At 68.9% G+C, this 26,049-nt stretch carries 26 protein-coding genes and 1 tRNA gene; 12 read left to right on the top strand and 15 right to left on the bottom strand.

What is annotated here, in order from left to right:
• Nucleotides 1–107 precede the first annotated feature (107 nt).
• The 3 genes from RKE50_RS02380 to RKE50_RS02370 all read right to left on the bottom strand — a co-directional run bounded on the left by RKE50_RS02380 (nucleotide 108) and on the right by RKE50_RS02370 (nucleotide 3,597).
• Nucleotides 108–1,622: a hypothetical protein gene (locus tag RKE50_RS02380; RefSeq protein WP_350034096.1), complete on the bottom strand. Its 1,515-nt coding sequence runs from the start codon at nucleotides 1,620–1,622 to the stop codon at nucleotides 108–110.
• A gap of 107 nt (nucleotides 1,623–1,729) precedes the next feature.
• The gene (locus RKE50_RS02375) at nucleotides 1,730–3,178 is read right to left on the bottom strand and encodes a carotenoid oxygenase family protein (protein ID WP_350034094.1); all 1,449 of its coding nucleotides are present in this window, start codon (nucleotides 3,176–3,178) and stop codon (nucleotides 1,730–1,732) included.
• A gap of 5 nt (nucleotides 3,179–3,183) precedes the next feature.
• Nucleotides 3,184–3,597, bottom strand: a complete 414-nt coding sequence (locus RKE50_RS02370; protein WP_350034093.1) for a DUF2141 domain-containing protein — start codon at nucleotides 3,595–3,597, stop codon at nucleotides 3,184–3,186.
• A gap of 152 nt (nucleotides 3,598–3,749) precedes the next feature.
• Here RKE50_RS02370 and RKE50_RS02365 point away from each other — a divergent pair, with 152 nt between their 5' ends.
• A complete protein-coding gene (locus RKE50_RS02365; protein WP_350034092.1) occupies nucleotides 3,750–4,862 on the top strand; it encodes a sensor histidine kinase in 1,113 nt (370 codons plus the stop codon).
• A complete protein-coding gene (locus RKE50_RS02360) occupies nucleotides 4,859–5,485 on the top strand; it encodes a response regulator (protein ID WP_350034091.1) in 627 nt (208 codons plus the stop codon). Before RKE50_RS02365 ends, RKE50_RS02360 begins: the two co-directional genes overlap by 4 nt.
• A 77-nt stretch (nucleotides 5,486–5,562) precedes the next feature.
• Here RKE50_RS02360 and RKE50_RS02355 read toward each other — a convergent pair.
• The 4 genes from RKE50_RS02355 to cuyA all read right to left on the bottom strand — a co-directional run bounded on the left by RKE50_RS02355 (nucleotide 5,563) and on the right by cuyA (nucleotide 8,069).
• A tRNA-Phe gene (locus RKE50_RS02355) sits at nucleotides 5,563–5,638 on the bottom strand.
• Between the two features lie 48 nt (nucleotides 5,639–5,686).
• Nucleotides 5,687–5,968: an oxidative damage protection protein gene (locus RKE50_RS02350; protein WP_350034090.1), complete on the bottom strand. Its 282-nt coding sequence runs from the start codon at nucleotides 5,966–5,968 to the stop codon at nucleotides 5,687–5,689.
• Complete coding sequence (gene mutY / locus RKE50_RS02345; RefSeq protein WP_350034088.1) at nucleotides 5,965–7,056, bottom strand: A/G-specific adenine glycosylase; 1,092 nt, start codon at nucleotides 7,054–7,056, stop codon at nucleotides 5,965–5,967. Before mutY ends, RKE50_RS02350 begins: the two co-directional genes overlap by 4 nt.
• Nucleotides 7,053–8,069, bottom strand: a complete 1,017-nt coding sequence (gene cuyA / locus RKE50_RS02340) for a D-cysteate sulfo-lyase (RefSeq protein WP_350034087.1) — start codon at nucleotides 8,067–8,069, stop codon at nucleotides 7,053–7,055. Before cuyA ends, mutY begins: the two co-directional genes overlap by 4 nt.
• A 143-nt stretch (nucleotides 8,070–8,212) precedes the next feature.
• On the opposite strand from cuyA, the gene hisB reads away from it, so the two are divergent.
• From hisB to sfsA, 5 genes are read left to right on the top strand one after another with little or no spacing between them, the layout of a single operon-like run.
• Entirely contained in the window at nucleotides 8,213–8,806 is a 594-nt protein-coding gene (gene hisB / locus RKE50_RS02335) for an imidazoleglycerol-phosphate dehydratase HisB (RefSeq protein ID WP_350034085.1), read from the top strand.
• 5 nt (nucleotides 8,807–8,811) lie between these two features.
• The gene (gene hisH / locus RKE50_RS02330; protein ID WP_350034084.1) at nucleotides 8,812–9,477 is read left to right on the top strand and encodes an imidazole glycerol phosphate synthase subunit HisH; all 666 of its coding nucleotides are present in this window, start codon (nucleotides 8,812–8,814) and stop codon (nucleotides 9,475–9,477) included.
• Nucleotides 9,471–10,205, top strand: coding sequence for a 1-(5-phosphoribosyl)-5-[(5-phosphoribosylamino)methylideneamino]imidazole-4-carboxamide isomerase (gene hisA, locus RKE50_RS02325; RefSeq protein ID WP_350034082.1), 735 nt, complete (start codon nucleotides 9,471–9,473; stop codon nucleotides 10,203–10,205). The genes hisH and hisA overlap by 7 nt, the downstream gene beginning before the upstream one ends.
• A complete protein-coding gene (gene hisF, locus RKE50_RS02320; protein ID WP_350034080.1) occupies nucleotides 10,205–10,978 on the top strand; it encodes an imidazole glycerol phosphate synthase subunit HisF in 774 nt (257 codons plus the stop codon). The genes hisA and hisF overlap by 1 nt, the downstream gene beginning before the upstream one ends.
• Nucleotides 10,979–10,980: 2 nt before the next feature.
• Nucleotides 10,981–11,805 carry a DNA/RNA nuclease SfsA gene (gene sfsA / locus RKE50_RS02315; RefSeq protein WP_350034078.1) on the top strand — a complete coding sequence of 275 codons (825 nt, stop codon included), beginning with the start codon at nucleotides 10,981–10,983 and terminating at the stop codon, nucleotides 11,803–11,805.
• Nucleotides 11,806–11,812: 7 nt separating this feature from the next.
• On the opposite strand, the gene RKE50_RS02310 is transcribed toward sfsA, so the two are convergent.
• The 3 genes from RKE50_RS02310 to gpmI all read right to left on the bottom strand — a co-directional run bounded on the left by RKE50_RS02310 (nucleotide 11,813) and on the right by gpmI (nucleotide 16,135).
• Nucleotides 11,813–13,165 carry a S41 family peptidase gene (locus RKE50_RS02310; RefSeq protein ID WP_350034076.1) on the bottom strand — a complete coding sequence of 451 codons (1,353 nt, stop codon included), beginning with the start codon at nucleotides 13,163–13,165 and terminating at the stop codon, nucleotides 11,813–11,815.
• 190 nt (nucleotides 13,166–13,355) lie between these two features.
• Nucleotides 13,356–14,576, bottom strand: a complete 1,221-nt coding sequence (locus RKE50_RS02305; RefSeq protein ID WP_350034074.1) for a murein hydrolase activator EnvC family protein — start codon at nucleotides 14,574–14,576, stop codon at nucleotides 13,356–13,358.
• Between the two features lie 5 nt (nucleotides 14,577–14,581).
• Nucleotides 14,582–16,135 (bottom strand): 2,3-bisphosphoglycerate-independent phosphoglycerate mutase, encoded by a 1,554-nt coding sequence (gene gpmI, locus RKE50_RS02300; RefSeq protein WP_350034072.1) that lies wholly within the window; start codon nucleotides 16,133–16,135, stop codon nucleotides 14,582–14,584.
• Nucleotides 16,136–16,312: 177 nt separating this feature from the next.
• On the opposite strand from gpmI, the gene RKE50_RS02295 reads away from it, so the two are divergent.
• The 3 genes from RKE50_RS02295 to secB are packed head-to-tail and all read left to right on the top strand — an operon-like array spanning nucleotide 16,313 to nucleotide 17,569.
• Nucleotides 16,313–16,732 carry a rhodanese-like domain-containing protein gene (locus RKE50_RS02295; RefSeq protein WP_350034070.1) on the top strand — a complete coding sequence of 140 codons (420 nt, stop codon included), beginning with the start codon at nucleotides 16,313–16,315 and terminating at the stop codon, nucleotides 16,730–16,732.
• A 7-nt stretch (nucleotides 16,733–16,739) separates the two neighbouring features.
• A complete protein-coding gene (grxC, locus tag RKE50_RS02290) occupies nucleotides 16,740–17,009 on the top strand; it encodes a glutaredoxin 3 (protein ID WP_350034068.1) in 270 nt (89 codons plus the stop codon).
• 47 nt (nucleotides 17,010–17,056) lie between these two features.
• Entirely contained in the window at nucleotides 17,057–17,569 is a 513-nt protein-coding gene (secB, locus tag RKE50_RS02285; RefSeq protein ID WP_350034066.1) for a protein-export chaperone SecB, read from the top strand.
• Between the two features lie 24 nt (nucleotides 17,570–17,593).
• On the opposite strand, the gene glnG is transcribed toward secB, so the two are convergent.
• The 4 genes from glnG to glnA form a co-directional block, all read right to left on the bottom strand.
• The gene (glnG, locus tag RKE50_RS02280) at nucleotides 17,594–19,000 is read right to left on the bottom strand and encodes a nitrogen regulation protein NR(I) (RefSeq protein ID WP_350034064.1); all 1,407 of its coding nucleotides are present in this window, start codon (nucleotides 18,998–19,000) and stop codon (nucleotides 17,594–17,596) included.
• Entirely contained in the window at nucleotides 18,984–20,048 is a 1,065-nt protein-coding gene (gene glnL / locus RKE50_RS02275) for a nitrogen regulation protein NR(II) (RefSeq protein WP_350034062.1), read from the bottom strand. Before glnL ends, glnG begins: the two co-directional genes overlap by 17 nt.
• Nucleotides 20,049–20,301: 253 nt before the next feature.
• On the bottom strand, nucleotides 20,302–20,829 hold the full coding sequence (locus RKE50_RS02270; protein WP_350034060.1) for a DUF4124 domain-containing protein: 528 nt from the start codon (nucleotides 20,827–20,829) through the stop codon (nucleotides 20,302–20,304).
• Between the two features lie 144 nt (nucleotides 20,830–20,973).
• Entirely contained in the window at nucleotides 20,974–22,380 is a 1,407-nt protein-coding gene (gene glnA / locus RKE50_RS02265) for a glutamate--ammonia ligase (protein WP_350034058.1), read from the bottom strand.
• Nucleotides 22,381–22,713: 333 nt separating this feature from the next.
• Here glnA and typA point away from each other — a divergent pair, with 333 nt between their 5' ends.
• Nucleotides 22,714–24,525 (top strand): translational GTPase TypA, encoded by a 1,812-nt coding sequence (gene typA / locus RKE50_RS02260; protein ID WP_350034056.1) that lies wholly within the window; start codon nucleotides 22,714–22,716, stop codon nucleotides 24,523–24,525.
• 24 nt (nucleotides 24,526–24,549) lie between these two features.
• Here the strand turns inward: typA and RKE50_RS02255 are convergent, their stop codons facing one another.
• A complete protein-coding gene (locus tag RKE50_RS02255; protein ID WP_350034054.1) occupies nucleotides 24,550–25,023 on the bottom strand; it encodes a GNAT family N-acetyltransferase in 474 nt (157 codons plus the stop codon).
• Between the two features lie 196 nt (nucleotides 25,024–25,219).
• Here RKE50_RS02255 and RKE50_RS02250 point away from each other — a divergent pair, with 196 nt between their 5' ends.
• Nucleotides 25,220–26,032 carry a Crp/Fnr family transcriptional regulator gene (locus RKE50_RS02250; protein WP_350034052.1) on the top strand — a complete coding sequence of 271 codons (813 nt, stop codon included), beginning with the start codon at nucleotides 25,220–25,222 and terminating at the stop codon, nucleotides 26,030–26,032.
• Nucleotides 26,033–26,049: the final 17 nt, after the last annotated feature.

Raw genomic sequence — 26,049 nt, 5'->3', positions numbered from 1 at the left:
GGGTATGGCCGCCGGCGTGATTCGGCTGGTCGACCCCGTACGCGATGCCAGAAACCGATTCTCGATCGGCGCGCCACGGCGCCGTGCGGGAGCCACGGCGTGTACCGTCATTGGCGCAGCCCCGGTGTCCGCGTTGAGCCCGGCATCATCGGGCACTCGGCTGCGAAGAACCGGGAGTCGTCCGTGCTCCAGTCGCCGCGTGGCGTTTCGCGGATGGCGGCGCAGCGCTCGTTGACGGTGTCGAGGTGGTCTTCGTAGTCGCGATGCCAGAGGGCGGCAATCAGCCGGCCTTCGTAGCCGGCGCCGCGCCAGACGGTTTCCAGCGTGTTGGTCACCCGCACCTGCAGGCGCCGGCCGCCGTCGTGCCAGCGCATCCGCAGGTCATCGTCCTCCGCCCGCACGGCGTCTGGCTCTCCGAGCGCCTGCGTCAACAATTGCCGCGCGCTTTGCGTGACCACCCGGGCGCGAAAGAACTCCTCGTAGGTCACCTGCCCCACCCGGCCGTCGTCCATGAGATCCAGGCTGACCCGCGGTCCCGTACGGCGCTCGGCCAGGTACTGTGCCGCATTCTCGCGGGGAACGGCGAACTGTGCGGAATCGATCGGGTTCGCCGCGCGCGCCAGACCGAGGCCGCGCTGAACCTGGTCCATCGCGGCCGCCTGTGCCATCTCCGGCGCCAGGCCGGCGATAGCGAGACGCTTTATCCCGTTGCCGCTCACCAGGTCCTGCAGGTGCGGTCCGAGGTCGATGGGCCGTGCGGCCTCCGCCTCGGCCCTGGCCTGCTCTGCCGCCTGCACTTCGCGGATCGCCTGCGTTTTCTGCTGCATGGCACTGTTGAACGCGGCCAGCTGCTGTCGTGTCAACGCGCTCCGATCGGTGTTGTAGGAGATCTGCTTGAGCTGCGCGTAGCCCTCGGCATTCAGCGGCGCGTCGGCGATTGCCCGCAGCGTGGCCTGGAACGCGGCGTTCTCTGCTGCCAGCGCCTCGGCGGCGGCGGCCCGCGTACCTTCCAGGCGGGCCCGGTACGCCGCTACCTCCGCCGGTGCCAGCAGCGGTGCATACTCGCTCAGCTGTGCCACCTGTCGCGCCAGGCCCTGGTAGCGCCGTTCCTGGTCGCGCACGCGATCAGAGACGTCGATGCCCTGCAGGGCGTCCGCAGCCATGGCGAACACGCCGGCAAGCTCCGGTGACGGCTCCAGCTCGAGCAGCTTGTCGACCTGCCGCTCGACCCGGGTCTGCGCGGTCCACAGCTGCTGCATGGCGGAGGTGACGTCGCGCGACGCCTTCATCACAGCGTAGAGCGCGTCCCCGGCGGGCCTGTCGTCGCGGGCGTACAGCTCGCGGCGGCAGGTGTTCATCATCGCGCCCAGATCACGGAAGTGGTCGCGTTGCCATTCGACCACCGGGCTGCCGAACAGGGGCAGGAGGCGTTCGTCGCTGAACAGGGCGTTGACCTCCAGGCCGGGCCTGGGCGCAAAGGTTTCACCGGGGTCGAACTCTGCCGCCCAGGCGGCCAGCACATCGCAATCGACCTCGGGTAGCACGGCCTCTGCCGCGGCGAGCGGGAGTCCTCCCGCGCTTCCCAGCGCCCACAGGAAAAGCGGTAGGCCGAGACGCTTCATGATGCACCCCCTCCACGATCCGTTTGCCCTGGGCTGACCCTGCCAAACGCGGGCATTGAGCGCAACCGCGGAGGGGACGTGGAGACCGGTGCCGGCAGGTGCCGCGCTCACGCCGTGAGGAAACAACCGTGAAAGCCCAGCGGCACCACCCTGTCCATTTCGGCAGTCGCCACCGGCCCATCTGCCAGCGCGTCCGCGCGCAGGATCGACACCCCGGAGCGCCTGCGTTCGACATCGAGATAGCTGTGCACCAGGTAGCTCGCTGCTGCCCCCGGGCCGGGCACCGGCAGAGGCTCCTCGACGAGAGTTCCGTCGCCGTAGTCGAAGCGGTCCACCTCGCCGCTGGACGGGTTAACCCGCACAACAGCCGATGCCGGTCCGGATGGAGAGTTTCTCCCTTTGCTCACGCCGAAGAGCGCCTGGGGCTCGAAGGGACGACGGCGATCGAAACCCGGAAACTCCAGGTCGATACCCAGGTCGGTCACGGCTGCCTGGCCCCTGTGGAGGTCCACCCGGTAGCGCAGCAGCCGGGGCTCGTCGTGGTAGGGCCCGGGCTGCTGACGGGCCAGCCGCGCCATGCCGATCGTGGCCAGGCGGGCGTCGGGGTATTGGCAGGCGGTGAACTCCAGGCCACTCCGCGTGTCCCAGCCGTTGCCGAAATGGAAAACGAAGGCGGCCGGCACCTCCACCGTGTGCAGAAGGTCGAAACTGTCCTTGTCAAAGACCAGCAGCTGGCTCGCGCGGGAGGGCTCCCAGCGCATGCTGTCGATGAACGTCTCGCCTTTGCCCAGCACCGCGGAGCTGTTGAGTGCCACCAGGTAGCGCCCGGTCAGCACGAAGTCGTGCATGTACCCGGCAAAATCCAGGCGATGCGTGCGGGCCTTGCGCAGCCTGCCGGCGGCGTCGATGTGATAGAGCACCAGCAGTGGCTCGGCACCGAAACTCACCGAACCGATGTTCCACAGGTCGCCGCGCCCGTCGAAGCGCGGGTGCGCGGAAAAGGGCACCCCCGCCAGGTCCTCCCGCCAGCTGCGGGTGCCCAGGGTCTCGAGGCTTTCCGGGTCGACGCGGTAGGCCGAACCCGCCTCCCACAGCGCGAGCAGTTCGCCGTCGAAGGCCTGCACGTTGATGTTGGCGGTATTGAAGTCGTCATTGTTCCGCGGCGGCAGGCTGCCCGAGATCCGCGTGCCCGCGCCGTCGAACAGGAAACGGCCGGCGGCGGCCTCCTGCCGGAATTTCCGGGTGCGGACGAAGCGCCCCGCATGCACGGCTCCCTCCCGCCCGAACCGAAAGGCCTGGATCATGCCGTCCGGGTCGAACCAGTGCCGGTAGCGCTGGCCGGCCCGCTCGTAAAGTGCCGGGCCGTTCCGGTAGAGCGTGCCCGTGCAGGCCTCGGGTATCTTGCCGCGAACGGCCATGGGCAGGGGCGGCAGGTCCGAGGACACACCCTGGAAGCCCAGTGCCCAGGGGGGCGACTGGACGTCGCGGGCGAGGCCGGGAAAGGCGTGCAGCGCGGCCAGCGCTGCCGTGCCCTGCAGGAACGCACGTCGTTGCATGGCGGCTACCTCAGGCGGATCGTGATCTGGGTGTCGCGGTCGACCGCAACGCTTGCATCCTCGAAGGACGCGGGGCCGCGTCGGCCGGCATTGTTGCTGAAGCCGTAGCCTTCCACCGGTATGCCCAGCATGTTCGTGTCGAGTTCGCCGTTGCCGTTGGCGTCGTGATACAGCTTGATCGCGTACACGCCCGCAGGCAGATCGTGCAGGGTCACCCGAAGCTTGTTCCCGGTGACCCTGCTGCGTGCCGAAACGACCGGGCGGGTATCTGCGGCGAAGGCCTCGGCGCTGTCGAACACAGACCAGAGCAGGGTGCCCTGCGGGTCGGTGATGTTCTCGACCAGCAGGCCGAGGTCAGCGGCCGCGACCTGCTGTACGAGTGCGGTGGTGACGGATGCGGCAACTATGAGCTTCTTCATGTTCGCGGTCTCCCAATGACTTCTTGACGACGTCTGCCAGTATCGCCGGGCGACCTGTGCGACGCAGGTGCGAGAAGTCATGGGCTCGCGCAGGTCAAAGCGTGACTTTCGGCACACTCCCGGCTGTGGCGGTCTGCGCTAAGCTGCAGTCCATGAGCAGACGTCGACAGGGCATCGAGAACCACCTCCTTATCGCCAGCGGCGCCGCAGCGGTCGCGCTGACCGCGATCATCAACGGCATTTACACGGATTTCTGGCCGCGCAGCCTGCTGTTCGCAGCCTTTCTGGGGCTCTTTCTCGCGGCGGCTTACGACGCGGAACTGGAGCTGACCCCGCGGGCGGCGGCGCTCTGCGTCTACGGCATGGCCGCGCTCAGCGCGGGTGCGCTGCTGGCCAATCCCGACAGCATCAACCTGATTCTCGCCGTGGTGTTGATCGCGAGCGCACCCTACCACCTCTCGCCGCGACGCTGCTGGCTGCTCCTGGCGCTGGTCAACGTGGCCTACCTGGCGATCTTCGAGCTGTCCCGGGAAGGCGATAGCTATCGGCTGGCCTGGTTCTCCTTCCTGGCCCTCGAAGGCTTCGCCATCACGTCCAGTCTCAGCCGACAGCGCGAGGTGCAGGTGCAGGAAGTACTCACGCGGCAGAACAATGAACTGCTGGCCGCCCGCGCCATGCTGGCCCAGCAGAGCCGCGCGGAGGAGCGGCTGCGCATTGCCGGCGACCTGCACGACAGCATCGGCCACCAGCTCACCGCGCTGCGGCTGCAGCTCGAGGCCCTGGCGCACCAGTGTCCGGCGGACCTGCACGCTCGTGTCGAAAGCTGCCAGCAACTGTCCCGGGAGCTGCTGGACAGCGTTCGGGGTATCGTTCGGCAGCTGTCCGAGGAGCGCCGGTCCGACCTGGCCGCGGCGATCGATCGGCTTGCCGAAGTCACGCCGGACGTGGAGCTTCGCGTCACCACGCCACTGCCGGACCTGCCGGCGGAACTGGGCCAGCAGCTCGTTTTCTGTTTCCAGGAAGCCATCCACAATGCCATCCGTCACGGCAGGGCGACGGTGATCGAGATCGCCTGCCGCGACCGGGTATTCTCCGTCACCGACAACGGCATCGGGACGCGCGGTGCGGTGGTGCCGGGCTTCGGTCTCGGCAACATCGAAAAGCGCCTGTCGCCCTACCGCGGCCGGGTGAAGCTCACGCCGCTCGACGGGCGCGGCTGTCGCCTGACCCTCGAGCTGCCGCACCCGGAAGGCGCCGCGGCATGATCAGCGTAGGGCTGGTGGATGACCAGGTGTTGATCCGCGAGGGCATCGCGCGCCTGATCGAGATCTCCGGTGCCGCGACCACCGCCTGGCAGTGCGACAACGGCGAGGCGGCCCTGACCGAGCTGCGCCGCGACCCGGTTGATATTCTCGTCTGCGACATTCGCATGCCGGGCATGGACGGCATAACCCTGCTCAAGCGCCTCCGGGGTGAGGGAAACCCGCAGCCGGTGCTGGTGCTCACGACCTTTGATGATCACCAGCTATTCCTGGACGCGCTCGCCGCCGGCGCCAATGGTTTCCTGCTCAAGGACGTATCGCTGGAGAAGCTGATGCACGCTATCGAGACGGTGGCGGGCGGCGGTTTCATCGCCGAACCCAGGCTGGTCTCCCAGGCCACCACGGGTATAGACGATGCCCCTCCGACCGACCCCGAGATTCTCAGCAACAAGGAGCGGGACATCCTCAAGCTGGCGGCCGGCGGCCTGTCGAACCGTGAGATCGCCGCGGTGGTCCACCTCGCCGAGGGCACGGTGAAGAACCACGTGTCGAACATCCTCGCCAAGCTCAACTGCCGCGACCGCACCCAGGCGGTGCTCTACGCCATCCACTGGAAGCTCCTCTAGACCGGCACCCCGGGGCCGACACGGTGTCGGCAACCCACGATGAATCCGTGGTATTTGGTTTAGGGAGTAGAGGAGATTGGTGCCCGGAGACAGAATCGAACTGCCGACACGGGGATTTTCAATCCCCTGCTCTACCAACTGAGCTATCCGGGCAGGGTAGTGCGGTGAGGCCGCGTATTAGACCTGCTGCGACCCTTTGCGTCAAGCGTCGCCGGCGTCCGGGGGCACGTAGCCTTCCGCCTGGTCGTAGTCCTCGCCGGCCAGGAACTTTTCCATCTCGCCCTGCAGGTACTTGCGCGTGGACGGGTCGACGAGGCTCAGCTGCTTCTCATTGATCAGCATGGTCTGCTGCGCCTGCCATTCCTCCCAGGCCCGCTTCGAGACGGTCTCGTAGATCTCCTGGCCCCGGGGGCCCGGGTAGGGCGGGCTGTCCAGCCCCTCGAGTTCCTGCTGGTACTTGCGGCAAAAAACGTTGCGGGTCATGGGTCCTCCGCTGGGTCGAAAGTGGTCAGGGTCTCGATGAGTCGCAGCACGGGCGCGGCGAGGCCGATTCGCGGCGGTGACGCGGGATCGTACCAGAGTCGGCCACCGCTTTCCGTCACCGCCTCGCCGGCGCTGTCCAGGGGGATCACCACCGGCGTGATGTCGAGGTGGTAGTGGCTGAAGGTATGCCGGAACGGGGCCAGGGGGCTGCCGGTACCGGGTTCTGCCTGCAGGGCGTCGCGGCACCAGGTCTCGGCGTCCCCGGGGCTGGTCACTTCCGGGAAGCACCAGAGGCCGCCCCAGATCCCCGCCGGGGGCCGCTGTTCGAGCAGCCAGGCGCCGTCCGGGTGGCGGGCGAGGACGAAGGCCGTCTGCCGTTGCGGCAGGATCTTGCGCGGCTTTTTCCCCGGGTAGTCGCCGGGGTTGCCCGCCGCGCGGGCCGCGCAGCCCTCCGCCAGCGGGCACAGGGCGCAGGCGGGGCGGCTGCGGGTGCAGACCGTGGCGCCGAGGTCCATGATGGCCTGCGTGTAGTCGGCCACGCGCTGCCCTGGGGTGTGCGCTTCCGCGTGCTCCCAGAGCGTGTTCAGCACCGCGCTGCGCCCCGGCCAGCCGGCGACGGCGTGGTAGCGCGCCAGCACGCGCTTGACGTTGCCGTCGAGGATCGGCGCGCGGCCGCCGCAGGCGATGCTGACGATCGCCCCGGCCGTGGAGCGGCCGATGCCCGGCAGGGCGGCGAGTGCGTCTACGGTTTCCGGGAAGCGTCCGCCGTGCTCGCCGATCACGGCCCGGGCAGCGCGGTGCAGGTTGCGCGCCCGGGCGTAGTAGCCGAGGCCGGTCCAGTGGTGCAGCACGTTGTCGATGTCCGCCGCGGCCAGCGCCTTCACGTCCGGGAAGGCGGCCATGAAGCGCTCGAAGTACGGAATCACGGTGCTCACCTGCGTCTGCTGCAGCATGATCTCCGACACCCAGACCCGGTAGGGATCGATAGCCTGCTGCCAGGGCAGGTGCTTGCGGCCGTGGTCGTCGAACCAGGCGAGCAGCCGCCCGGCAAAGCCGTCCTCGAAGCTGTCTTCGAAAGCGCGGCTCACGGCAGGGTTCGGTCCGCGTCCCCGAAGAAGCGGCGGTAGCCGTAGAGCGCCTGGGCGCCGCCGGTGTGCAGGAAGACGATCTGCTCGCCGGCGCCGTAGTGCCCGCGGCGGATGAGGTCGATCAGTCCCGCCATGCCCTTGGCGCTGTAGACGGGGTCCAGGAAGATGCCTTCCAGTTCGGCGAGCAGGCGGATGGCCTCGATGGCGCCCTCCGTCGGGATACCGTAGCCCTCGCCGATGTAGTCGCAGTTCACCTGCACGTCATCGTCGTCAAGGGCGGTCCTGGCACCCAGGTAAGCGGCAGTCGCCCGCGCGAGGTCGAGAACCTTGGCATGCTGTACCGGCGCCGGTGCGCGCACGCCGACGCCGAGCACCGGGATGCCGCTGTTCGCTGCCACCAGCCCGGCGACGAGACCTGCCTGGGTGCCCGCGCTGCCCGTTGCATGGACGAGGTGGTCGACGCGCAGGCCCCGGTCGTTGGCCTGCTGCAGGAGCTCGAGGGCCGCGTTGGCGTAGCCCAGGGCGCCGACGCGGTTCGAGCCCCCGCCCGGAATCACGTAGGGAGTGCGGCCCTCGGCAGTCAGGCGCTCCGCGACCTCCGCCATGGCGGCATCCATATCCGTATCGGCCGGGCGCTCCTCCAGGGTGGCGCCGAGGACCCGGTCCATGAGCACGTTGCCGTTGTCCCGGTAGTCCGTATCGGTGAAGCCCGTCCTGTCCTCGAGGAGCAGGTAACAGGGGAGGCCCTCCCGGGCACAGGCTGCGGCGGCCTGGCGCACGTGGTTCGACTGGGTGGCGCCCTGGGTGATCACGCAATCCGCACCCCGGGCAAGCGCATCGCCCATGAGAAACTCGAGCTTGCGGGTCTTGTTGCCGCCCCCGGCGAGCCCGGTGCAGTCATCGCGCTTGATCCACAGCGTGGGGCCCCCGAGTTCCGCACTCAGGCGCGGCAACGGCTCGAGCGGCGTCGGCAGGTGGGCGTAATGGCGGCGGGGGAAGCGAGAGAAGTGCATTTCGAAGAGTCCTGGGCTGCGGAAACGTTCATGATAACGGCGGGGTGCACCGGGGGCACCCTGCCGCGGCGGGATTCACGTATAATGCGCCGTTTTTCACCAATGGCCCGCGGGCAGTACCCGCGGCCGGGAGCAGGAGCGACATGGCAGAGCGCAAGGCCTCCGTCACCCGCAACACGCTGGAGACGCAGATCAGCGTCACCCTCGATCTCGACGGCAGCGGCGAGGCCCGCCTCGACACGGGTGTACCGTTCCTCGAACACATGCTCGACCAGATCGCGCGCCACGGCATGATGGATATCGAGATCAATGCCAAAGGCGATCTGCACATCGATGCCCACCACACGGTGGAGGATATCGGCATCACCCTGGGCCAGGCCTTCGCCGCCGCCATCGGCGACAAGAAGGGCATCTACCGCTACGGCCACGCCTATGTACCGCTGGACGAGGCGCTGTCCCGCGTCGTGGTCGATTTCTCCGGGCGGCCGGGCCTCGTGTTCCGCGTGCCCTTCACGCGCGCCGTGATCGGCGGCTTCGACGTCGACCTGTTCCACGAGTTTTTCCAGGGCTTCGTCAACCACGCCCAGGTGACGCTGCACGTCGACAACCTCCGCGGTGAGAACAGCCACCACCAGGCCGAGACGGTGTTCAAGGCCTTCGGTCGTGCGCTGCGCATGGCGCTGGCGCAGGACCCGGCCATGGCCGGCGTCACCCCGTCCACGAAGGGCGTTCTCTAGCCGCCATGAGCTCGCCGGCAAAGGGCGGCAGCGTTGCCGTCATCGACTATGGCATGGGCAACCTGCACTCCGTGGCCAGCGCCCTGGAGCACGCGGGGGCCGGGGCGGTGCACGTTTCCTGCGACCCGGCGGTGCTGCGCGCCGCGGACCGGGTCGTGTTCCCCGGGGTCGGCGCCATCCGCGACTGCATGGCGGAAATCCGCCGCCTCGGCTGTGACGAGTTGCTGCAGACGGCGCTCGCGGCGCAGCACAAGCCGGTGCTGGCCATCTGCGTGGGCATGCAGGCACTGCTGGACAGCTCCGAGGAGAACGGCGGCGTACCCTGCCTGGGCCTGCTCGGGGGCGAGGTGCGTTTTCTCGGGGCCGATCTCCGGTGTGATGACGGCGAGCGACTGAAGGTTCCCCACATGGGCTGGAACGAGGTCCGCCAGCGGCGGCCGCACCCGCTCTGGGAGGGGATCGCCGACGGCACCCGCTTCTACTTCGTGCACAGCTATTACGTCCACGCCGCGGACCGCGACCTCGTCGCCGGCAGCGTCGATTACGGCGTGACCATCGATGCCGCGCTCGCCCGCGACAACCTCTTCGCCGTGCAGTTTCACCCGGAGAAGAGCCACACCGCGGGGCTCACGCTTCTTCGCAACTTCCTCGCCTGGGACGGCACATGCTGATCATCCCCGCTATCGATCTCAAGGACGGCCAGTGCGTCCGCCTGCGCCAGGGCGCCATGGACGACAGCACGGTGTTCTCCGACGACCCGGTCGCCATGGCGCGCCGCTGGGTCGACGCCGGCTGCCGGCGCCTGCACCTGGTGGACCTGAACGGCGCTTTCGCCGGAGAGCCGATGAACGGCGCGGTGGTCGAGGCCATCGCCGCCGCGTACCCGCAGCTGCCGGTGCAGATCGGTGGCGGCATCCGCGACCTCGCCACCATCGAACACTACCTGCGGGCCGGGGTGAGCTACGTGATCATCGGCACCCAGGCCGTGAAGCAGCCGGCGTTCGTCGCCGAGGCCTGCCGCGCCTTCCCCGGGCGGGTGATCGTCGGCCTCGACGCCCGCGACGGCCGGGTCGCCACCGACGGCTGGGCGGAGGTCAGCGACGTGCAGGCCACGGAACTCGCCCGCCGCTTCGAGGCCGACGGCGTGGCCGCGATTGTGTACACGGACATTGCCCGCGACGGCATGATGCAGGGGGTCAACGTGGAGGCCACGGTCGCCATGGCCCGGGCCTCGCGCATCCCCGTGATCGCCTCCGGCGGCATCACCGACCTCGACGATATCCGCGCCCTGCATGCTGTGGCGGGCGAGGGCATCATCGGTGCCATCACCGGCCGCGCCATTTACGAGGGCACGCTGGACGTGGCCGAGGCCCAGCGTCTCTGCGACGGTGACGGCTGATGGGGCTGGCGCGCCGCATCATCCCCTGCCTCGACGTGGATAACGGCCGCGTGGTGAAGGGCGTGAATTTCGTCGACATCCGCGATGCCGGCGACCCGGTGGAGATCGCCCGGCGCTACAACGAGGCGGGGGCCGACGAGATCACCTTCCTCGACATCACCGCCAGCCATGAGGCGCGGGAGACCACCGTGCACACGGTGGAGGCCATCGCCCGGGAAGTGTTCATCCCGCTCACCGTCGGCGGCGGCATCCGCTCCGTGGCGGACATCCGCACCATGCTCAATGCGGGGGCCGACAAGGTCAGCATCAACACCGCGGCGATCCGAGAGCCGGAGCTGGTCGCCGAGGCCTCGGCCCGCTTCGGCGCCCAGTGCATCGTGGTCGCCATCGATGCCAAGCGAGTCGAGGATCGGGACGGTGCGCCGCGCTGGGAGATCTTCACCCACGGCGGCCGACGGCCCACGGGCATCGACGCCGTGGCCTGGGCCCGGCGCATGGCCGAGCTCGGTGCCGGCGAACTACTCCTCACCAGCATGGACCGGGACGGTACCCGCGACGGCTTCGACCTCGCCCTGACCCGGGCCGTGAGCGACGCCGTTCCCGTCCCGGTGATCGCCTCCGGCGGTGTCGGCAACCTGGAGCATCTCGCCGAGGGCGTCCTCGAGGGCGGCGCCGCCGCGGTCCTCGCCGCCAGCATCTTCCATTTCGGCGAGTACACCATCGCCGAGGCCAAGGCCCACATGGCCGGCCGGGGCATTGAGGTCCGGTTGTAACGATGGCGGCCTGCGCCGCCGGCAGCCTGGTGATTCCCCACGAGCGGCCGCTCCTGCCCTGCCGCTTCCTCGCCCGCTACGATCGCTTCATCGCCAGCGTCGAACTGGACGGTGAGGTCGTCGATGCCCACTGCGTGAATCCCGGCCGCATGGAAGGGCTGGTGCGGCCCGGGGCGCGGGCCTGGGTTTCCGCCGTGCCGCCGGAGAGCAAGCGTAAGCTGCGCTACACGCTGGAACTGCTCGAGATCGACGGTGGCTATGTCGGCGCCAACACGGTGGTGCCCAACCGCCTCGCGGAGTTCCTCGTGCGCGAAGGCTGCGTGCCGGGGCTCAGGCGCTTCCGCAGCCTCGCGCGGGAGGTGCGCTACGGCGAGAATTCGCGCATCGACCTGCTGCTGGAGCAGGGCAGCCGCCGGCACCCGGTGCGGCACTATGTCGAGGTGAAGAACTGCCACCTCGTCTACCCCGACGGCGGCGCCTACTTTCCCGACAGTGTCAGCGTCCGCGCCGCGGGGCACCTGCGGGAGCTGGCGACGGTGCTGGCGGCGGGGGACAAGGCGACGGTGCTGTTCACGGTGCAGCGGGAGGACGCCCGCTTCCTGCGTCCGAGCCGGCTGCACGATCCCGCCTTCGCGGCTGCGGCGGCGGAGGCCGCGGCGGCCGGGGTGCGCTTCCGCGCGGTGACCATCGCGCCCCGGCCCGACGGGTTTCATTATCTCGGGCCGCTGCCGGTGCGCCTGGGGCCCTACCCGATTGCGCCCCTGGAGCCGTTCCGCGACGCGCTGGCGCCGTTCTCGGGCTGGCGCCGGCGCGGGGGCCGCAGCTGAGCGAGGCCTACTCTGAGGCCGGCTCCTTGGCCGCGACGCTGGCAGCAGGCGCCGCCGGCGCGCTGCGCAGGCCGAGGATGCTGACGCCCTTGAGGAGCGTTAGCGCCTCGTAGAGCTGGTTGTCGGTGCCGAGCAGGGCACTGGCGCTGCTGCCCGACCCGCTGCTGCCTTCCTCGTCGCCGTCGCCGTTGCCGTTGGCGAGATGGCCGACGAGGTCGGCCTCGCTGATCCGGCCCTCTTCCGACAGCGCCTCCAGCCTTGCGCGCTCGACCACGATGTCCGGGGCGATGCCCGCGGCCTGGATCGAGCGGCCGCTGGGCGTGAAATAGAGGGCCGTGGTGAGCTTGACGGCGCGGTCCTCGGAGATCGGCAGTACCGTCTGTACCGAGCCCTTGCCGAAGCTGCCGGTGCCCATGATGATCGCCCGGCCATGGTCCTGCAGCGCGCCGGCGACGATCTCCGAGGCGCTGGCGGAGCCGCCATTGATGAGCACGATCAGCGGCACACCGCCGGTGGCGTCCTCCGGCGTCGCATCGTAGGTCTGGGCGGCGTTGGCGAGCCGGCCCTCCGTGTACACCACCTGCCCCCCGGGGAGGAACAGGCCGGCGACGTCGACGCTGGCGCCGAGCACTCCGCCCGGGTTGTTGCGCAGGTCCAGCACCAGGCCCTTGAGAGTCTGCTCCTCCTGCAGCCGCTCCAGGGCGGCGCCGACGTCATCACCGGTGCTCTTCTGGAATTGCGAGATGCGGATGTAGCCGAAACCCGGCTCCAGCCAGCGCTCGCGCACGCTGGCGACCTTGATGACATCGCGCACCAGGGTCACGGTGAAGGGACGGCCCTGGCCGGCGCGGCCGATGGTGAGCTCGATCTCGCTGCCCTTTTCTCCCCGCATCTTGGCGACCGCGTCACCGAGGCTCATGCCCTTCACCGGCTGGTTGTCCAGCTTGAGGATGATATCGCCAGGCTGCATGCCGGCTTCCGCGGCCGGGGAGCCGTCGATGGGGGCGATCACCCGGATCAGGCCGTTGTCCATCCCGACCTCGAGGCCGAGGCCGGAGAACTCGCCGGAGGTGGTGGTCTGCAGGTCCTCGAACGCGTCCCGGGTGAGATAGACCGAGTGCGGGTCCAGCCCGGTGAGCATGCCCTCAATAGCGTATTCGAGGAGCGTGCTGTCGTCGATTTCCTCGACATAGCCCTGACGGATCTGGTTGAAGACATCGGCGAAGGTGCGCAGGTCGTCGAAGGCCAGCCGGCCCTCTTCCGTTTCCATGGCGCCCTGTGCGGTGCCGGCGAGGAAGGCGGTGGCGAGGGCGACGGCGCGAAGGTAGCGGCGCAGCAGCTGTCGTGGATCGAGGAGCATGGTGCGTGCCTTTATGGCTGTGGGCTTGGCCGAGCAGGGCGGGCGGCGCCCGTCAACTCGCGAACAGGCGGGAAAGTGTAGCGCAATCCCGCGCGCCGCGGCCAAGGGCCCGGCTCCCTGCTTCGACCGGTTACGCCTACGCGGGTTCCGCTTCAACGGGTTTCGCCAGTCCGTGCCGCGCGTTCCGGGGTCAGCCCCGGCACCAGCGGGCGGGATCGACCGGCTTGCCGTCCTCGCGGATCTCGAAGTACAGCGCGGCACGCTCGCGCCCGCCGCTCGCACCGACGGTGGCGATGGGAGTACCGGCGGTGACCCAGTCGCCCACGTCCTTGAGCAGGCTCTGGTTGTGCGCATAGAGGCTCATGTAGCCCTCGCCATGGTCCAGCACCAGGAGCAGGCCGGAGCCGCGCAGCCAGTCCGCGTAGACCACCCGCCCGTGGTGGATCGCCGCCACGGTGCTGCCGGCCTCGGCGTTGATGGTAACCCCGCGCCAGCGCATCTTGCCCTGATTCCGCGGCCGGCCGAAGCGGTTCGCATGCTCACCCGCCGCCGGCCAGGGCATGGCGCCGCGTGCCGCCGTGAACGGCTGATAGTTCGCCGGTATCGCGAGGTCGCGGATCGCCGCCTCGATCTCGACGAGGACCTTCTCCAGCGCCTCGGCATCGCGGGCCAGGCGCGCGAGTTCGGCATCGCGTTCGGCGATGCTGGCGGCCAGGGCGGCGACCGCTTCCGCCCGCCGGTCCTGCGCCGCTGCGAGTTCGCGCTGCCGGGCCACGAGGGCGTCGCGCTCGGCGTCGAGCTCGTCGCGCCGCGCCGCCGCGCTCGCCTCGACGATGGCGAGCTCGGCCAGGGTCTCGCGGAACCCGGCCAGCGCCTCGCTGCGCGCGGCGGTGAGGTAGCGGTAGTAGGCGAGCACCCGGGCGAGCGCCTCCGGGTCCTCCTGGTTCAGGAGCAGCTTGAAGCTGCTGTCGCCGCCACTGGCCCAGGCCTGGCGCAGTTCCTCGGCGATGCGCGCGCGCTGGGCGTCGCGACGGGCGGCGAGGGTCGCCTGTTCCCCGGCGAGCTCGGAGAGGCGCGCCACCAGCGCATCGATGCGGCCCTCGATGGTGCTCACCCGCCCGGCGAGGCGGGTGAGCTCCGTCTCGGCAGCGCGAAGCTCGGCCTGCAGCGAGTCCCGGGCGGCCTCGTCCCGGCGCTGCTCGGCCCCGATCTTCTCGATGGCCCGGGTCAGGGCCTCGAGCTTCTCCCGCGTGGCGCGCTCGTCCTGAACCGGGTCCGCGCCGGCGGCCACCGGGGCCAGCGCGGCGACAAGCACCGCGGCGGGGGGCAGGCCGACGGCAAGCACGGCGGCAATGAAAGCGGCCCGGGCCATCCCCGCCGGCCCGGGCCCCGCACGGCGCCAGCGGACCATGGCGCTCAGCGGTCCGTGAGCAGGCTGTGGCCGGTCATTTCGGGGGGCTGGGGTATGCCCATGAGGGCCAGCAGCGTTGGCGCGATGTCGGCGAGGATGCCGCCGGCCGGGTCGAGTGCCACGGGCTCGCGGCCGATAAAGACGAGGGGCACGAGCTCCGTGGTGTGCTGCGTGTGCTGCTGGCCCGACTCGTAGTCGACCATCTGCTCGCAGTTGCCGTGGTCGGCGGTGATGAGGGCGCGGCCACCGGCCTCGAGCACCGCCGCCTCGACCCGCCCCAGGCAGGCGTCCAGGGTCTCCACGGCGGCCACCGCGGCCTCGTAGCTTCCGGTGTGGCCCACCATGTCGCCGTTGGCGTAGTTGCAGACGATAAGGTCGTAGGCGCCGCTGCCGATGGCCTCGACGAGCCTGTCCGTGACTTCCGGGGCGCTCATCTCCGGCTTGAGGTCGTAGGTGGCAACGTCCGGGGAGGGAACGAGGATGCGCGTCTCGCCATCGTACTCTTCCTCGCGGCCGCCGCTGAAGAAGAAGGTCACGTGCGCATACTTCTCGGTCTCGGCGATGCGCAGCTGCGTGCGGCCGGCGTCGGCGAGGTACTCGCCCAGGCCGTTGGCCGGCGCCTCCGGCGGGAAAGCGCAGGGCGCGTCGATATCGGCCGCGTACTCCGTGGTCTGTACGAAGCCCGCAAGCCGCGGCTGCACGCGGCGCTGGAAGCCGTCGAAGGCCGGATCCGTGAGGGCGCGGCTGAGCTGCCGGGCGCGGTCAGCGCGGAAGTTCATGAACAGCACGGTGTCGCCGTCCTCGATGCGCGCGGCGCTGCCGCCGGCATCGGTGATCACCGTCGGCGCGACGAACTCGTCGCTCTCGTCGCGCTCGTAGGCGGCGGCGAGGCCTTCCGTCGCGCTCGCCGCGCGGTGGTCCGCATCGCCCTCGGTGAGCAGGTTGTAGGCTTTCTCCACCCGGTCCCAGCGCTGGTCGCGGTCCATCGCGTAGTAGCGGCCGCAGAGGCTGGCGATGCGCCCGATGCCGAGCTCGGCGAACACTGCCTCGGCCTTGTCGATGGAGGCCTGCGCGCTGCGCGGCGGCGTGTCGCGGCCGTCGAGGAAGGCGTGCAGGAACACCTGCTTCGCGCCGCGGGCAGCGGCGAGGCGCAGCGCGGCGAAGAGCTGCCGCTCGTGGCTGTGCACACCCCCGGGTGACAGCAGGCCCAGCACGTGCACGGCGCCGCCGCGGTTCACGGCGGCATTGATGGCCTCCGTGTAGACCGGGTTCTCGTCGAAGCTGCCGTCGGCGATGGCCTGGTCGATGCGGGTGATGTTCTGGTAGATGACGCGGCCGCTGCCGAGGCTCATGTGGCCCACCTCGGAGTTGCCCATCTGTCCCTCGGGCAGGCCGACATCGAGGCCCGACCCCGAGATGAGCGTGTGCGGAGCTTCGGCCCAGAGCCGGTCCCAGACCGGGGTGTGGGCGTTTGCGATGGCATTGTCCCGGGTTTCTTCCCGATGCCCCCAGCCGTCCAGGATGATGAGGACGGTGGGGACCCTGCTCGAGTCTGTCATGCCTGCTCCCGTGGTGGAAAGCGCGCTATTGTAACCGCTGGCAGGGGGCGCTGCGACGCGGCCTCGCCGGGGACCCCGGGGCGCTGTGGAGCGCGCCGGACAGACAGGGTATACTGCGCGCCTTTTTGCCGAGGCCCGGCTTTCCGCCGGGCGCAAGACGGACCCGGAAACCGCTCCATGGCCCTCTTCCTAGAGTTCCTGCTCCAGCAATGGATCCTGGTCGCCGCGTTGCTCGTGGCGATCGGCATGCTGCTGTTCCACGAGACCCGCAAGGCGGGCCCGGCGCTGAGCCCGCAGCAGGCCATCGACCTCGTCAACGCAGAGGACGGTATCTTCCTCGACCTGCGCGATGGCGGCGAGTTCAAGCAGGGGCATATCGTCGACGCCCTGCATATTCCCATGGCGAAGCTCGCGGACCGAAAGAGCGAGCTCGACGCGTACCGGGACCGGCCGATCATCCTGGTCTGCAAGATGGGCCAGCAGGCCGGCGCTGCCGCCAAGCAGCTGCGCGGCGACGGCTTCGGCAAGGTATACAAGATGGCCGGCGGCATGCTCGAGTGGCGCAACCTGCAGTTGCCCACGGTGGCGAAGAAGTAGCAGCGCCGTGGCCGTTCCCGTCACCGTCTACAGCACCCGCTTCTGCCCCTACTGCATCGCCGCGCGGCGGTTGCTCGAGGGCAAGGGCGTGGCCTTCGAGGAGATTGCCGTCGACGGCAATGCCGCCCTGCGCGCGGAAATGACCGAGAAAGCCGGCCGCCGCACGGTGCCGCAGATCTGGGTTGGCGACCAGCACGTGGGCGGCTTTGATGAACTTGCGGCACTGGACCGCAGCGGGCGTCTCGACGGGCTGCTCGGGCTTTCCGCGTCCCCCTGACCGACACGCTTTCACACTGACACCACCTCACACGGAGACAGCAAGCCATGGCCGACGAGCAGGCAGCAGCACAACAAAACGCCCCGCAACAGCAGTTCTCGCTGCAGCGAATCTATTGCAAGGACGTATCCTTCGAGTCCCCGGCGACCCCGGAGATCTTCCGCAAGTCGTACCAGCCGAAGGTCAATATCGACCTCAATACCAAGAGCAACACCATTGACGAGAACGGCAACTTCGAAGTCGTGCTGACCATCACGGTCACCTCGAAGGTCGAGGAGCAGACCGCGTTCCTCGTCGAGGTGCAGCAGGCCGGTATCTTCTACATCGCCGGCTTCGACACGGAGCAGCTGCGCATGGTGCTCGGCACGGCCGCACCGAACATCCTCTTCCCCTACGCCCGCGAGGCCATCGACGGGCTGGTCGTCAAGGGTGGTTTCCCGGCGCTCATGCTCGCCCCGGTTAACTTCGAGGCGCTCTACCAGCAGGCCATGGCCCGCTCCCAGGCCGAAGGCCAGCAGGCCGCGGCCCAGGGTAACGGCGAGGCGCCGGCCGAAGCCTGAGCCCCCGCGACGGGCCTGCCCCGCCTACATGTCCAGCTCCTTCATCTTGCGGGTCAGCGTGTTGCGGCCCCAGCCGAGGAGCTCCGCGGCATCCCGCTTGCGGCCCTGCGTGTGTCTCAGGGCCACCTCGATGAGCGTTCGCTCGAAGGCGGGGACGGCGGCACGAAGGATGTGCTGCTTTCCCTGCACGAGCTCGTTGTTCGCCCACAGCGAAAGCAGCTCCCGCCAGTCCGTGCCCTCGCCCGTCGGCGCCGCGGCCTCCCGGCGGCCGAGCTCCGGCGGCAGGTCTGCCAGGTGTACCTCCCGTCCCGACGCCATGACCGTGATCCAGCGGCAGGTATTCTCCAGCTGGCGCACGTTCCCGGGCCAGTCGAGCCCGGCCAGGAAGCGCTCCGTCTCCGGCAGCAGTACCTTGGTCTCGCCCCCCAGTTCCCTGGCCGCCCGGGCGAAGAAGAAGTCCATGAGCTTGGGGATGTCCTCGCGCCGCTCGGCCAGCCGCGGCAGGTGTATGCGGATCACGTTGAGGCGGTGAAAAAGATCCTCGCGGAACTCGCCCCGGCTCACCCGTTCCTCGAGGTCCTGGTGGGTGGCGGCGATGATGCGCACGTCGACGCGTACCGGGGTGTGCCCGCCCACGCGGTAGAACTCGCCGTCGGCGAGCACCCGCAGGAGCCGGGTCTGCGTCTCTGCCGGCATGTCGCCGATCTCGTCGAGGAAAAGGGTGCCGCCATTGGCCTGCTCGAAGCGCCCCTCGCGGCGTGAGGCCGCCCCGGTGAAGGCCCCCTTCTCGTGTCCGAACAGCTCGGATTCCATGAGGTCCCGGGGGATGGCGGCCATGTTCAGGGCGATGAAGGGCTGACCGGCCCTCGGGCTGTGCCGGTGCAGCGCCCGGGCGACCAGCTCCTTGCCGGTGCCGGACTCGCCGTTGATGAGCACGGTGATGTTGCTGTGGGCGAGGCGGCCGATGGCGCGGAACACCTCCTGCATGGCCGGGGCCTCGCCGATGATCTCCGTACCCGGGGCGAGGTCGTCCCCGGGGCCCGCCGGCGCCATGTGTTCCCGGGCGTGGGCGAGGGCCCGCTCGGTCACCGCCACCACCTCGTCGATATCGAACGGCTTGGGCAGGTACTCGAAGGCCCCCTGCTGGTAGGAGGCCACGGCGCTGTCGAGATCTGAGTGGACCGTGGTAATGATCACCGGCAGCCGCGGATGGCTGGCGGTGAGCCGCTCAAGGAGCTCGAGGCCGTCGGTGCCCGGCATGCGGATATCACTGATCACGGCGTCCGGCTGGTCCTCGCCGAGGCGGCGCAGCATCCGGTCGCCATTCGCGAAGCACTCGCTCTCGATGCCGGCCTGGCTGAGGGCGCGCTCCAGCACCCAGCGGATCGATTGGTCGTCGTCGACGACCCAGACTTTAGGGGGCTTGGGCATAGGATTCTTCCAGCGGTAGATAAAGACTGAAACGGGTCTCGCCGGGCCTGCTGTCACAGGTCAGCAGACCGCCGTGGCGGTTGACGATGGACTGGGAGATCGCCAGCCCGAGGCCGGAGCCGTCGGCGCGGCCGCTGATCATGGGCACGAACAGGGAGTGGCGGAGCTCCTCGGGAATGCCGGGGCCGTTGTCGACGATGTCGACACGGCAGACCAGCCGGTGCCGCCGATTGCCGATGGTGAACTGGCGCTGGGAGCGGCTGATGATGGCGAGCTCCCGCACGACCTGTTCGCTGGTAGCCTGGAGAGCGTTGCGGGCGATGTTGAGCACCGCCTGCACCAGCTGGGTCCGGTCGCCGAGAATGTCGGGCAGGCTGGGGTCGTAGTCGCGGGTCAGCGCCAGCGCCGGCCCGGCCTCCGCCCGCACCAGGCGGCAGACGTGTTCCAGCACCTCGTGCACGTTGAGCGGCTCGAGCTGGGGCTGCACCTTCGGCCCCAGCAGGCGGTCGACGAGGTCGCGCAGCCGGTCCGCCTCGCGGATGATGATCTCCGTGTATTCCCCGAGCTCGCCATCGGGCAGCGCGCGCGCCAGGAGCTGCGCCGCGCCGCGGACGCCCCCGAGGGGGTTCTTGATCTCGTGGGCGAGGCCGCGGACGAGGGAGTGGGTCGCCTCCTGCGCGTTGAGCAGGCTCTCCTCGCGGCTGATGCGCTGCAGCCGGTCCACCGCCTGCACCTCGACCACGAGCGCCACCGGCCCCTCCTCATGCAGGGGCGTGATCACCAGGTCGACCTGCCCGTAGGCACCGGCCGGCAGCACCAGTTCCACTCCCCGGCGCACGATCGGGTGTTTCTCCCGGAGCGCCTGCTCCAGGGTGGTCAGCCACACCGGCGGCAGCGAGTCGATGTGGCGTGCGTGCAGCCCGCAGACACGCGCCGTGGAGATCGCCAGCTGTGCCTCCGCCGCTGGGTTGAGGTAGCGGACACGCAGCGCCTTGTCGAGGCAGAGCACCCCGGTGCTGATGTTGTCGAGAACGTCCGCGTCCTGCATGCCTGCCCTGTTTTTTACCGCCCGTCGAGTGGCTGCCTCTCGACAAAGCAAGATTGGAGCCACGACGGGGCATTGGCTTAAGACGGGGGTTTAGGTCCTTGCAAGCGCCGATTTAAAGCGTAGTAAGTGCTAACCTCAACTATGCCGACCAGAATTCGTGCGCCAAAGCGGACAGCGGTATCGGCGTCCCCGTCGGTTTATGCACCAGTATTGTGCATGTATGCCGTCCCGGCCAGCGCGGGGGCCGCCGGGATCAGCGCACCGAGGGGCGAAGCACGTAGACGCGGACGGACTCCGATTCGGCGATCGTCTTGCCGCTGTTGTTCAGGCGGCGGATGACCAGGTCGTGAGGGCCGCGCAGCACGCCCTGCAGGCCCCAGCTTGCGCCCGCCTGCGGCGGCCCGACGGCCTCGCCATCCATGAACAGCTGCAGGCGCTCACCGGGACCCAGCGGCGGCTCTGCGCTGCCGCTCACGCTGAAGTTCCCGGGCCCCATGGCGATGGTGGTCTCGTTCTCCGGCGAGGCGATGGTCACGGTCGGCGCCGGCGCCGGCTCGGGCTTACGCTTCGCCGGCGCGGGCCGCGGCCGCGGGTCCGGCGGCGGCGTCGTGTTCAGGTCCCGTAGCTCGACCTTCTCGCCGTCCTGCCCCGGGGCCGGCGGCTGGTCGCTGAACACGACGTTGCCGTGCTCGTCCACGCTGCGGTAGATCTGCTGCGCCAGGGCAGACCCGGAAACGGCATACGCGACAAGAAAACCCAAAACGGCGACAAGCTTGCTCATGGTCACCTCCGGCGACTGGCTGTTTCCCATTATGTGCCTTTTTGCCGTGTTTGCGCCAAGTTAACGGTTCAGGGTCGCCCCGGGAATGCGCGCAAAAAAAAGGCCCGCAAGAAGCGGGCCCTCGGGTGCAAGCTGCAAGAGAGCTTACACGGAGTAGTAGAGGTCGAACTCCACCGGGTGGGTGGTCATGCGCAGGCGCTCGATGTCCTCTTCCTTGAGAGCGATGTAGCCGTCGATCATGTCGTCTGTGAACACGCCGCCAGCCGTCAGGAAGCTGCGGTCCGCGTTCAGAGCATCGATGGCCATCTCCAGGCTCGAGGCCACCGTCGGGATCGCCTTGCCCTCTTCCGGGGGCAGGTCGTACAGGTCCTTGTCGGCAGCGTCGCCGGGGTGGATCTTGTTCTGGATACCGTCGATGCCGGCCATGAGCATGGCGGCGAAGGCCAGGTAGGGGTTGGCAGTCGGGTCCGGGAAGCGGACCTCTACGCGCTTGCCCTTGGGGCTCGGCTCGTAGGGGATGCGGATCGAGGCGGAGCGGTTGCGCGCCGAGTAGGCGAGCATGACCGGCGCTTCGAAGCCCGGCACCAGGCGCTTGTAGGAGTTCGTGGAGGCGTTGGTGAAGGCGTTCAGGGCGCGGGCGTGCTTGATGATGCCCCCGATGTAGTAGAGCGCCGTCTCCGAGAGGCCCGCGTAGCCGTCGCCGGCGAAGACATTCTCGCCGTCCTTGCTGATCGACTGGTGCACGTGCATGCCGGAACCGTTGTCACCGACCAGGGGCTTGGGCATGAAGGTGGCCGTCTTGCCATAGGCGTGGGCGACGTTGAGCACGCAGTACTTGAGGATCTGCACCTCGTCGGCCTTGCGCACGAGGGTGTTGAACTTCACGCCGATCTCGCACTGGCCGGCCGTACCCACCTCGTGGTGGTGAACCTCGACGGGCAGGCCCATCTGCTCCATGGCGTCGCACATGGCGGCGCGGATATCGTGGAGGGAGTCGACCGGCGGGACGGGGAAGTAGCCGCCCTTGACGCGCGGACGGTGGCCGATGTTGCCCTCGTCGAACTTGTGGCTGGAGACCCAGGCCGCTTCCTCAGAGTGGATCGTGTAACCGGCGCCCGACATATCCGAGTGCCACTTGATGTCGTCGAAGACGAAGAACTCGGGCTCCGGACCGAAGAAGGCGGTGTCGCCGATACCCGTGGACTTCAGGTACTCCTCGGCGCGGTGCGCGACGGAGCGCGGGTCGCGCTCGTAGCCCTGCATGGTGGAGGGCTCGACGATGTCGCAGCGGAGGTTGATCGTGGGGTCGTCGGTGAAGGGGTCGACGACGGCGGTGGAGTCGTCGGGCATGAGGATCATGTCCGACTCGTTGATGCCCTTCCAGCCGGCGATGGAGGAACCGTCGAACATCTTGCCCTCTTCGAAGAAGTCATCATCCACTTCCGTGGCCGGGATGGTGACGTGCTGCTCCTTGCCCTTGCTGTCCGTGAAGCGCAGGTCGATCCACTTCGCTTCGCTTTCCTTGATCAGGTCCAGGGTCTTGTCTGACATGGTCAGTCCTCCATTGGGAATGTAATCGGGTCCTCGAACCCGTTTCTTGCGAGCTGTCGGCGCCACGCACCGCAAAGGGCGCACCGCGTCAGTTCTGGTGCTTCGCGGAATTGCAAGTCCTGTGCCAGCCGACCCCGGCTACAAGCCTCTGATTCCGGGAAGCTTTTTTTCTCCCGCGACGCGGCTGGAGCAGGACTTGCACCACAATAATGCATCAGGGCCTCTGAATGGTGCATGGCTGCCGGGGCTGCTGCAAGCAGGCTGGTGGTCGGCGCTGCGTCAGGTATAATCCGGCGCCTTTTTTCCGCCGCACCGCGGCCTGCGGAGAACCCCGTGATCGAGTCCCTGCGCAACATCGCTATCATCGCCCACGTCGACCATGGCAAGACCACGCTGGTCGACTGCCTGCTGCAGCAGTCGGGCACCCTCGACCGGCGCAGCGCCGGCGCGGAGCGGATCATGGATTCCAACGACCAGGAGCGCGAGCGCGGCATCACGATCCTCGCCAAGAATACGGCGATCCGATACGACGACTACCGCATCAACATCGTCGACACGCCCGGGCACGCGGACTTCGGCGGCGAGGTCGAGCGCGTGCTGTCCATGGTGGACTCGGTGCTGCTGCTGGTGGATGCGGTGGACGGGCCCATGCCGCAGACCCGCTTCGTCACCGCGAAGGCGTTCGCCCGCGGCCTGCGGCCCATCGTCGTCGTGAACAAGGTCGACCGCCCCGGTGCCCGGCCCGACTGGGTCGTGGACCAGGTGTTCGACCTGTTCGACAACCTGGGTGCCACGGAAGAGCAGCTCGATTTCCCCATCGTCTTCGCCTCGGCCATCCAGGGCATCGCCGGCCTGGACCACGAGGCCATGGCCGAGGACATGACGCCGCTCTTCGATGCCATCATCCGCGAGGTGCCGGCGCCGAAGGTGGACGAGCGCGGCCCGCTGCAGCTGCAGGTGAGCGCGCTGGACTACAACAGCTATGTCGGGGTTATCGGCGTCGGCCGCATCACCCGCGGCCGGCTCACGCCGAACACCGCGGTGGCGGTGGTCGACAGCGAGGGCGGGCAGCGCAACGGCCGCGTGCTGCAGGTCATGGGCTACCTGGGCCTCGAGCGCGTCGAGGTGGCTGAGGCCAGGGCCGGTGACATCGTCTGCGTCACCGGCATCGACGGCCTCAACATTTCCGATACGCTCTGCGACCCGGCAAAGGTCGAGGCGCTGCCGCCGCTCACGGTGGACGAGCCGACGGTGAGCATGACTTTCCAGGTGAACGACTCGCCCTTCGCAGGCAAGGAGGGGAAGTTCGTCACCTCGCGCAACATCGCCGAGCGCCTCGAGCGCGAGCTGATCCACAACGTGGCGCTACGGGTCGAGCCGGGCGACAGCCCCGACCGCTTCATCGTATCGGGCCGCGGTGAGCTGCACCTGTCGGTGCTGATCGAGACCATGCGCCGGGAGGGTTACGAGCTCGGCGTATCGCGCCCGGAGGTGATCCAGCGCGAGATCGACGGCGAGCTCTGCGAACCCTACGAGCAGCTCCTCGTCGACTGCGAGGAGGCACACCAGGGCGCGGTCATGGAGGCTTTGGGCGAGCGCCGGGCGGAGCTCTCGAACATGGTGCCGGACGGAAAGGGGCGGGTGCGCCTGGAGTTCATCGTGCCGGCCCGCGGGCTCATCGGCTTCCGCTCCCTGTTCCTCACGCTGACTTCCGGCAGCGGTATCCTCACCCACGTCTTCGACCACTACGGCCCGGTGCGCACCGGGCTGCTGGCGCAGCGCAACAACGGCGTGCTCATCTCCATGGTGACCGGCAAGACTCTCGCCTACGCCCTGTTCAACCTGCAGGACCGCGGCCGGCTGTTCGTGAAGCCGAACGTAGAGGTCTACGAGGGGCAGATCATCGGCCTGCACAGCCGCGGCAACGACCTCACGGTCAATCCCACTAAGGCCAAGCAGCTGACCAACATCCGCGCCGCGGGCACGGACGAGGCGCTGACCCTGACCCCGGCCGTGGAGCACACCCTGGAGCAGGCGCTGGAGTTCATCGCCGACGACGAGCTGGTGGAAGTCACCCCGGCGAGCATCCGCCTGCGCAAGAAGTTCCTCAAGGAGCACGAGCGCAAGCGCGCCTCGCGGGGCTGACGCCGCCGGCAGCGCGCGTCTCCCTCAGGCCCCGGCGGGCAGCGTCATGTGGATGTGCTCGATGCCGTCCTCGTCGTAGCTGTCGCCGTCGACGGTGAAGCCCAGGCTCTCGTAGAACGCGGTAAGCCGCGCCTGGGCGCCGATGCGGATGGCATGGCCCGGCCAGCGCTCGCGGTTGAAGGCAATGCCCCGGCGCACCAGTTCCCGGCCGAGGCCGAGGCCGCGGCCCGCCTCGGGAACGATGATGCGGCCGATGGAGCTCTCCCGGTACGGGGTTCCTGGCGGCAGGCAGCGCTGGTAGGCGAGGAGCGTAGCGCGGCGGTGGCAGAAGAGGTGCCAGGCGGCCGCGTCGAGCCCGTCGCAGTCCAGGTAGGGGCAGTCCTGCTCCACCACGAAGACGGCCTGGCGCAGGGCCAGGATGTCGTAAAGCCGGTGCACGCCCAGCGCGTCGAAGGGCAGCGCCTCCCAGCGGTCCCCGGTCTCGTCCCCCGTCGCCATGCCTGCTCCGTGCCTAAGCTCTCCGCCCGCTGCGGGCGGGCATGCTAGCGCGGTCGCGCGGGCGGCGCCAGCGCTGTTTTCGCAAATTGCAATCGCGCAGCCCGTGAGAAATTGGTATGATCACGCTGAGACAGCGGTGCAGGGCCAAGCCGTCTCCCCGGGTGCCCGGGCAGGCCTCCCAACCGGATCCGACCGAATGCTCGCGAGCGTAGATCTTCCCGACGATTTCACGGCCCTGAACCGCCAGTTCCGGGAGCTCGTCCAGACCCTCCTCGACGATGTCGACCTCCCGCCCGGCCGGGTCGAGGTCACAGCGACCCGCAGCGGCAACTTTCGCAGCTTTGACGGCGGCAAGTTCTACCTCGTCGAGAGCGGCACGATCACGGCCCGCTACCGGGACCGGTCCGTGTTTCTCCTCGAGGAGGGCGACCTGCTGCTGCCGGACATCGCCGGTCTCGGTGACCCGGACGCCGCCGTCTACTACGGCAGCGAAGCCGGCGCCAGCCTGCAAAGCTTCCCGGCGCTGGAGTTCATGCGCCAGGTGTTCTCGCGCTCCTCGACGACCAAGCTCTGGACCCGCCTGCTGGTGACCTACTCGGGCATGATGGTGCGCCTCGCCGCCGTCAACAGCAGCGCCGATGTCGTCACCACCCCGGGTTTCGAGGTCTACCAGCCGGACGATATCATCATCCGCCAGGGTGACCGGGCCGAGTTCGTCTACCACATGACCTCGGGTGTTGCCGACGTGCTCGTTGACGGCGTGATGGTCGGGCGTATCGGTTCCGGGGAGATCTTCGGCGCCATGGCGGCGCTAACCCACGCGGACCGCAGCGCCACCGTGCGTGCGCGCAGTGCCTGCTCCGTGGTCAAGGTGCCCACGCACCAGTTCTCGGACCTGATCAAGAGCAACCCGGCGACCATCCACGCCCTGCTCTCGGACATGGCAAACTCCATCGCCAGCCTGAACGAGCAGGTCGTGCGCCTGCAGGCCAGCGCCGGGGACGCCTGAGCAGGGCACCGGTGCCC

The organism is Pseudohaliea sp. (assembly GCF_040217025.1).
Lineage (GTDB): Bacteria > Pseudomonadota > Gammaproteobacteria > Pseudomonadales > Halieaceae > Pseudohaliea.
This window is presented reverse-complemented; position numbering and strand designations above follow the sequence as displayed.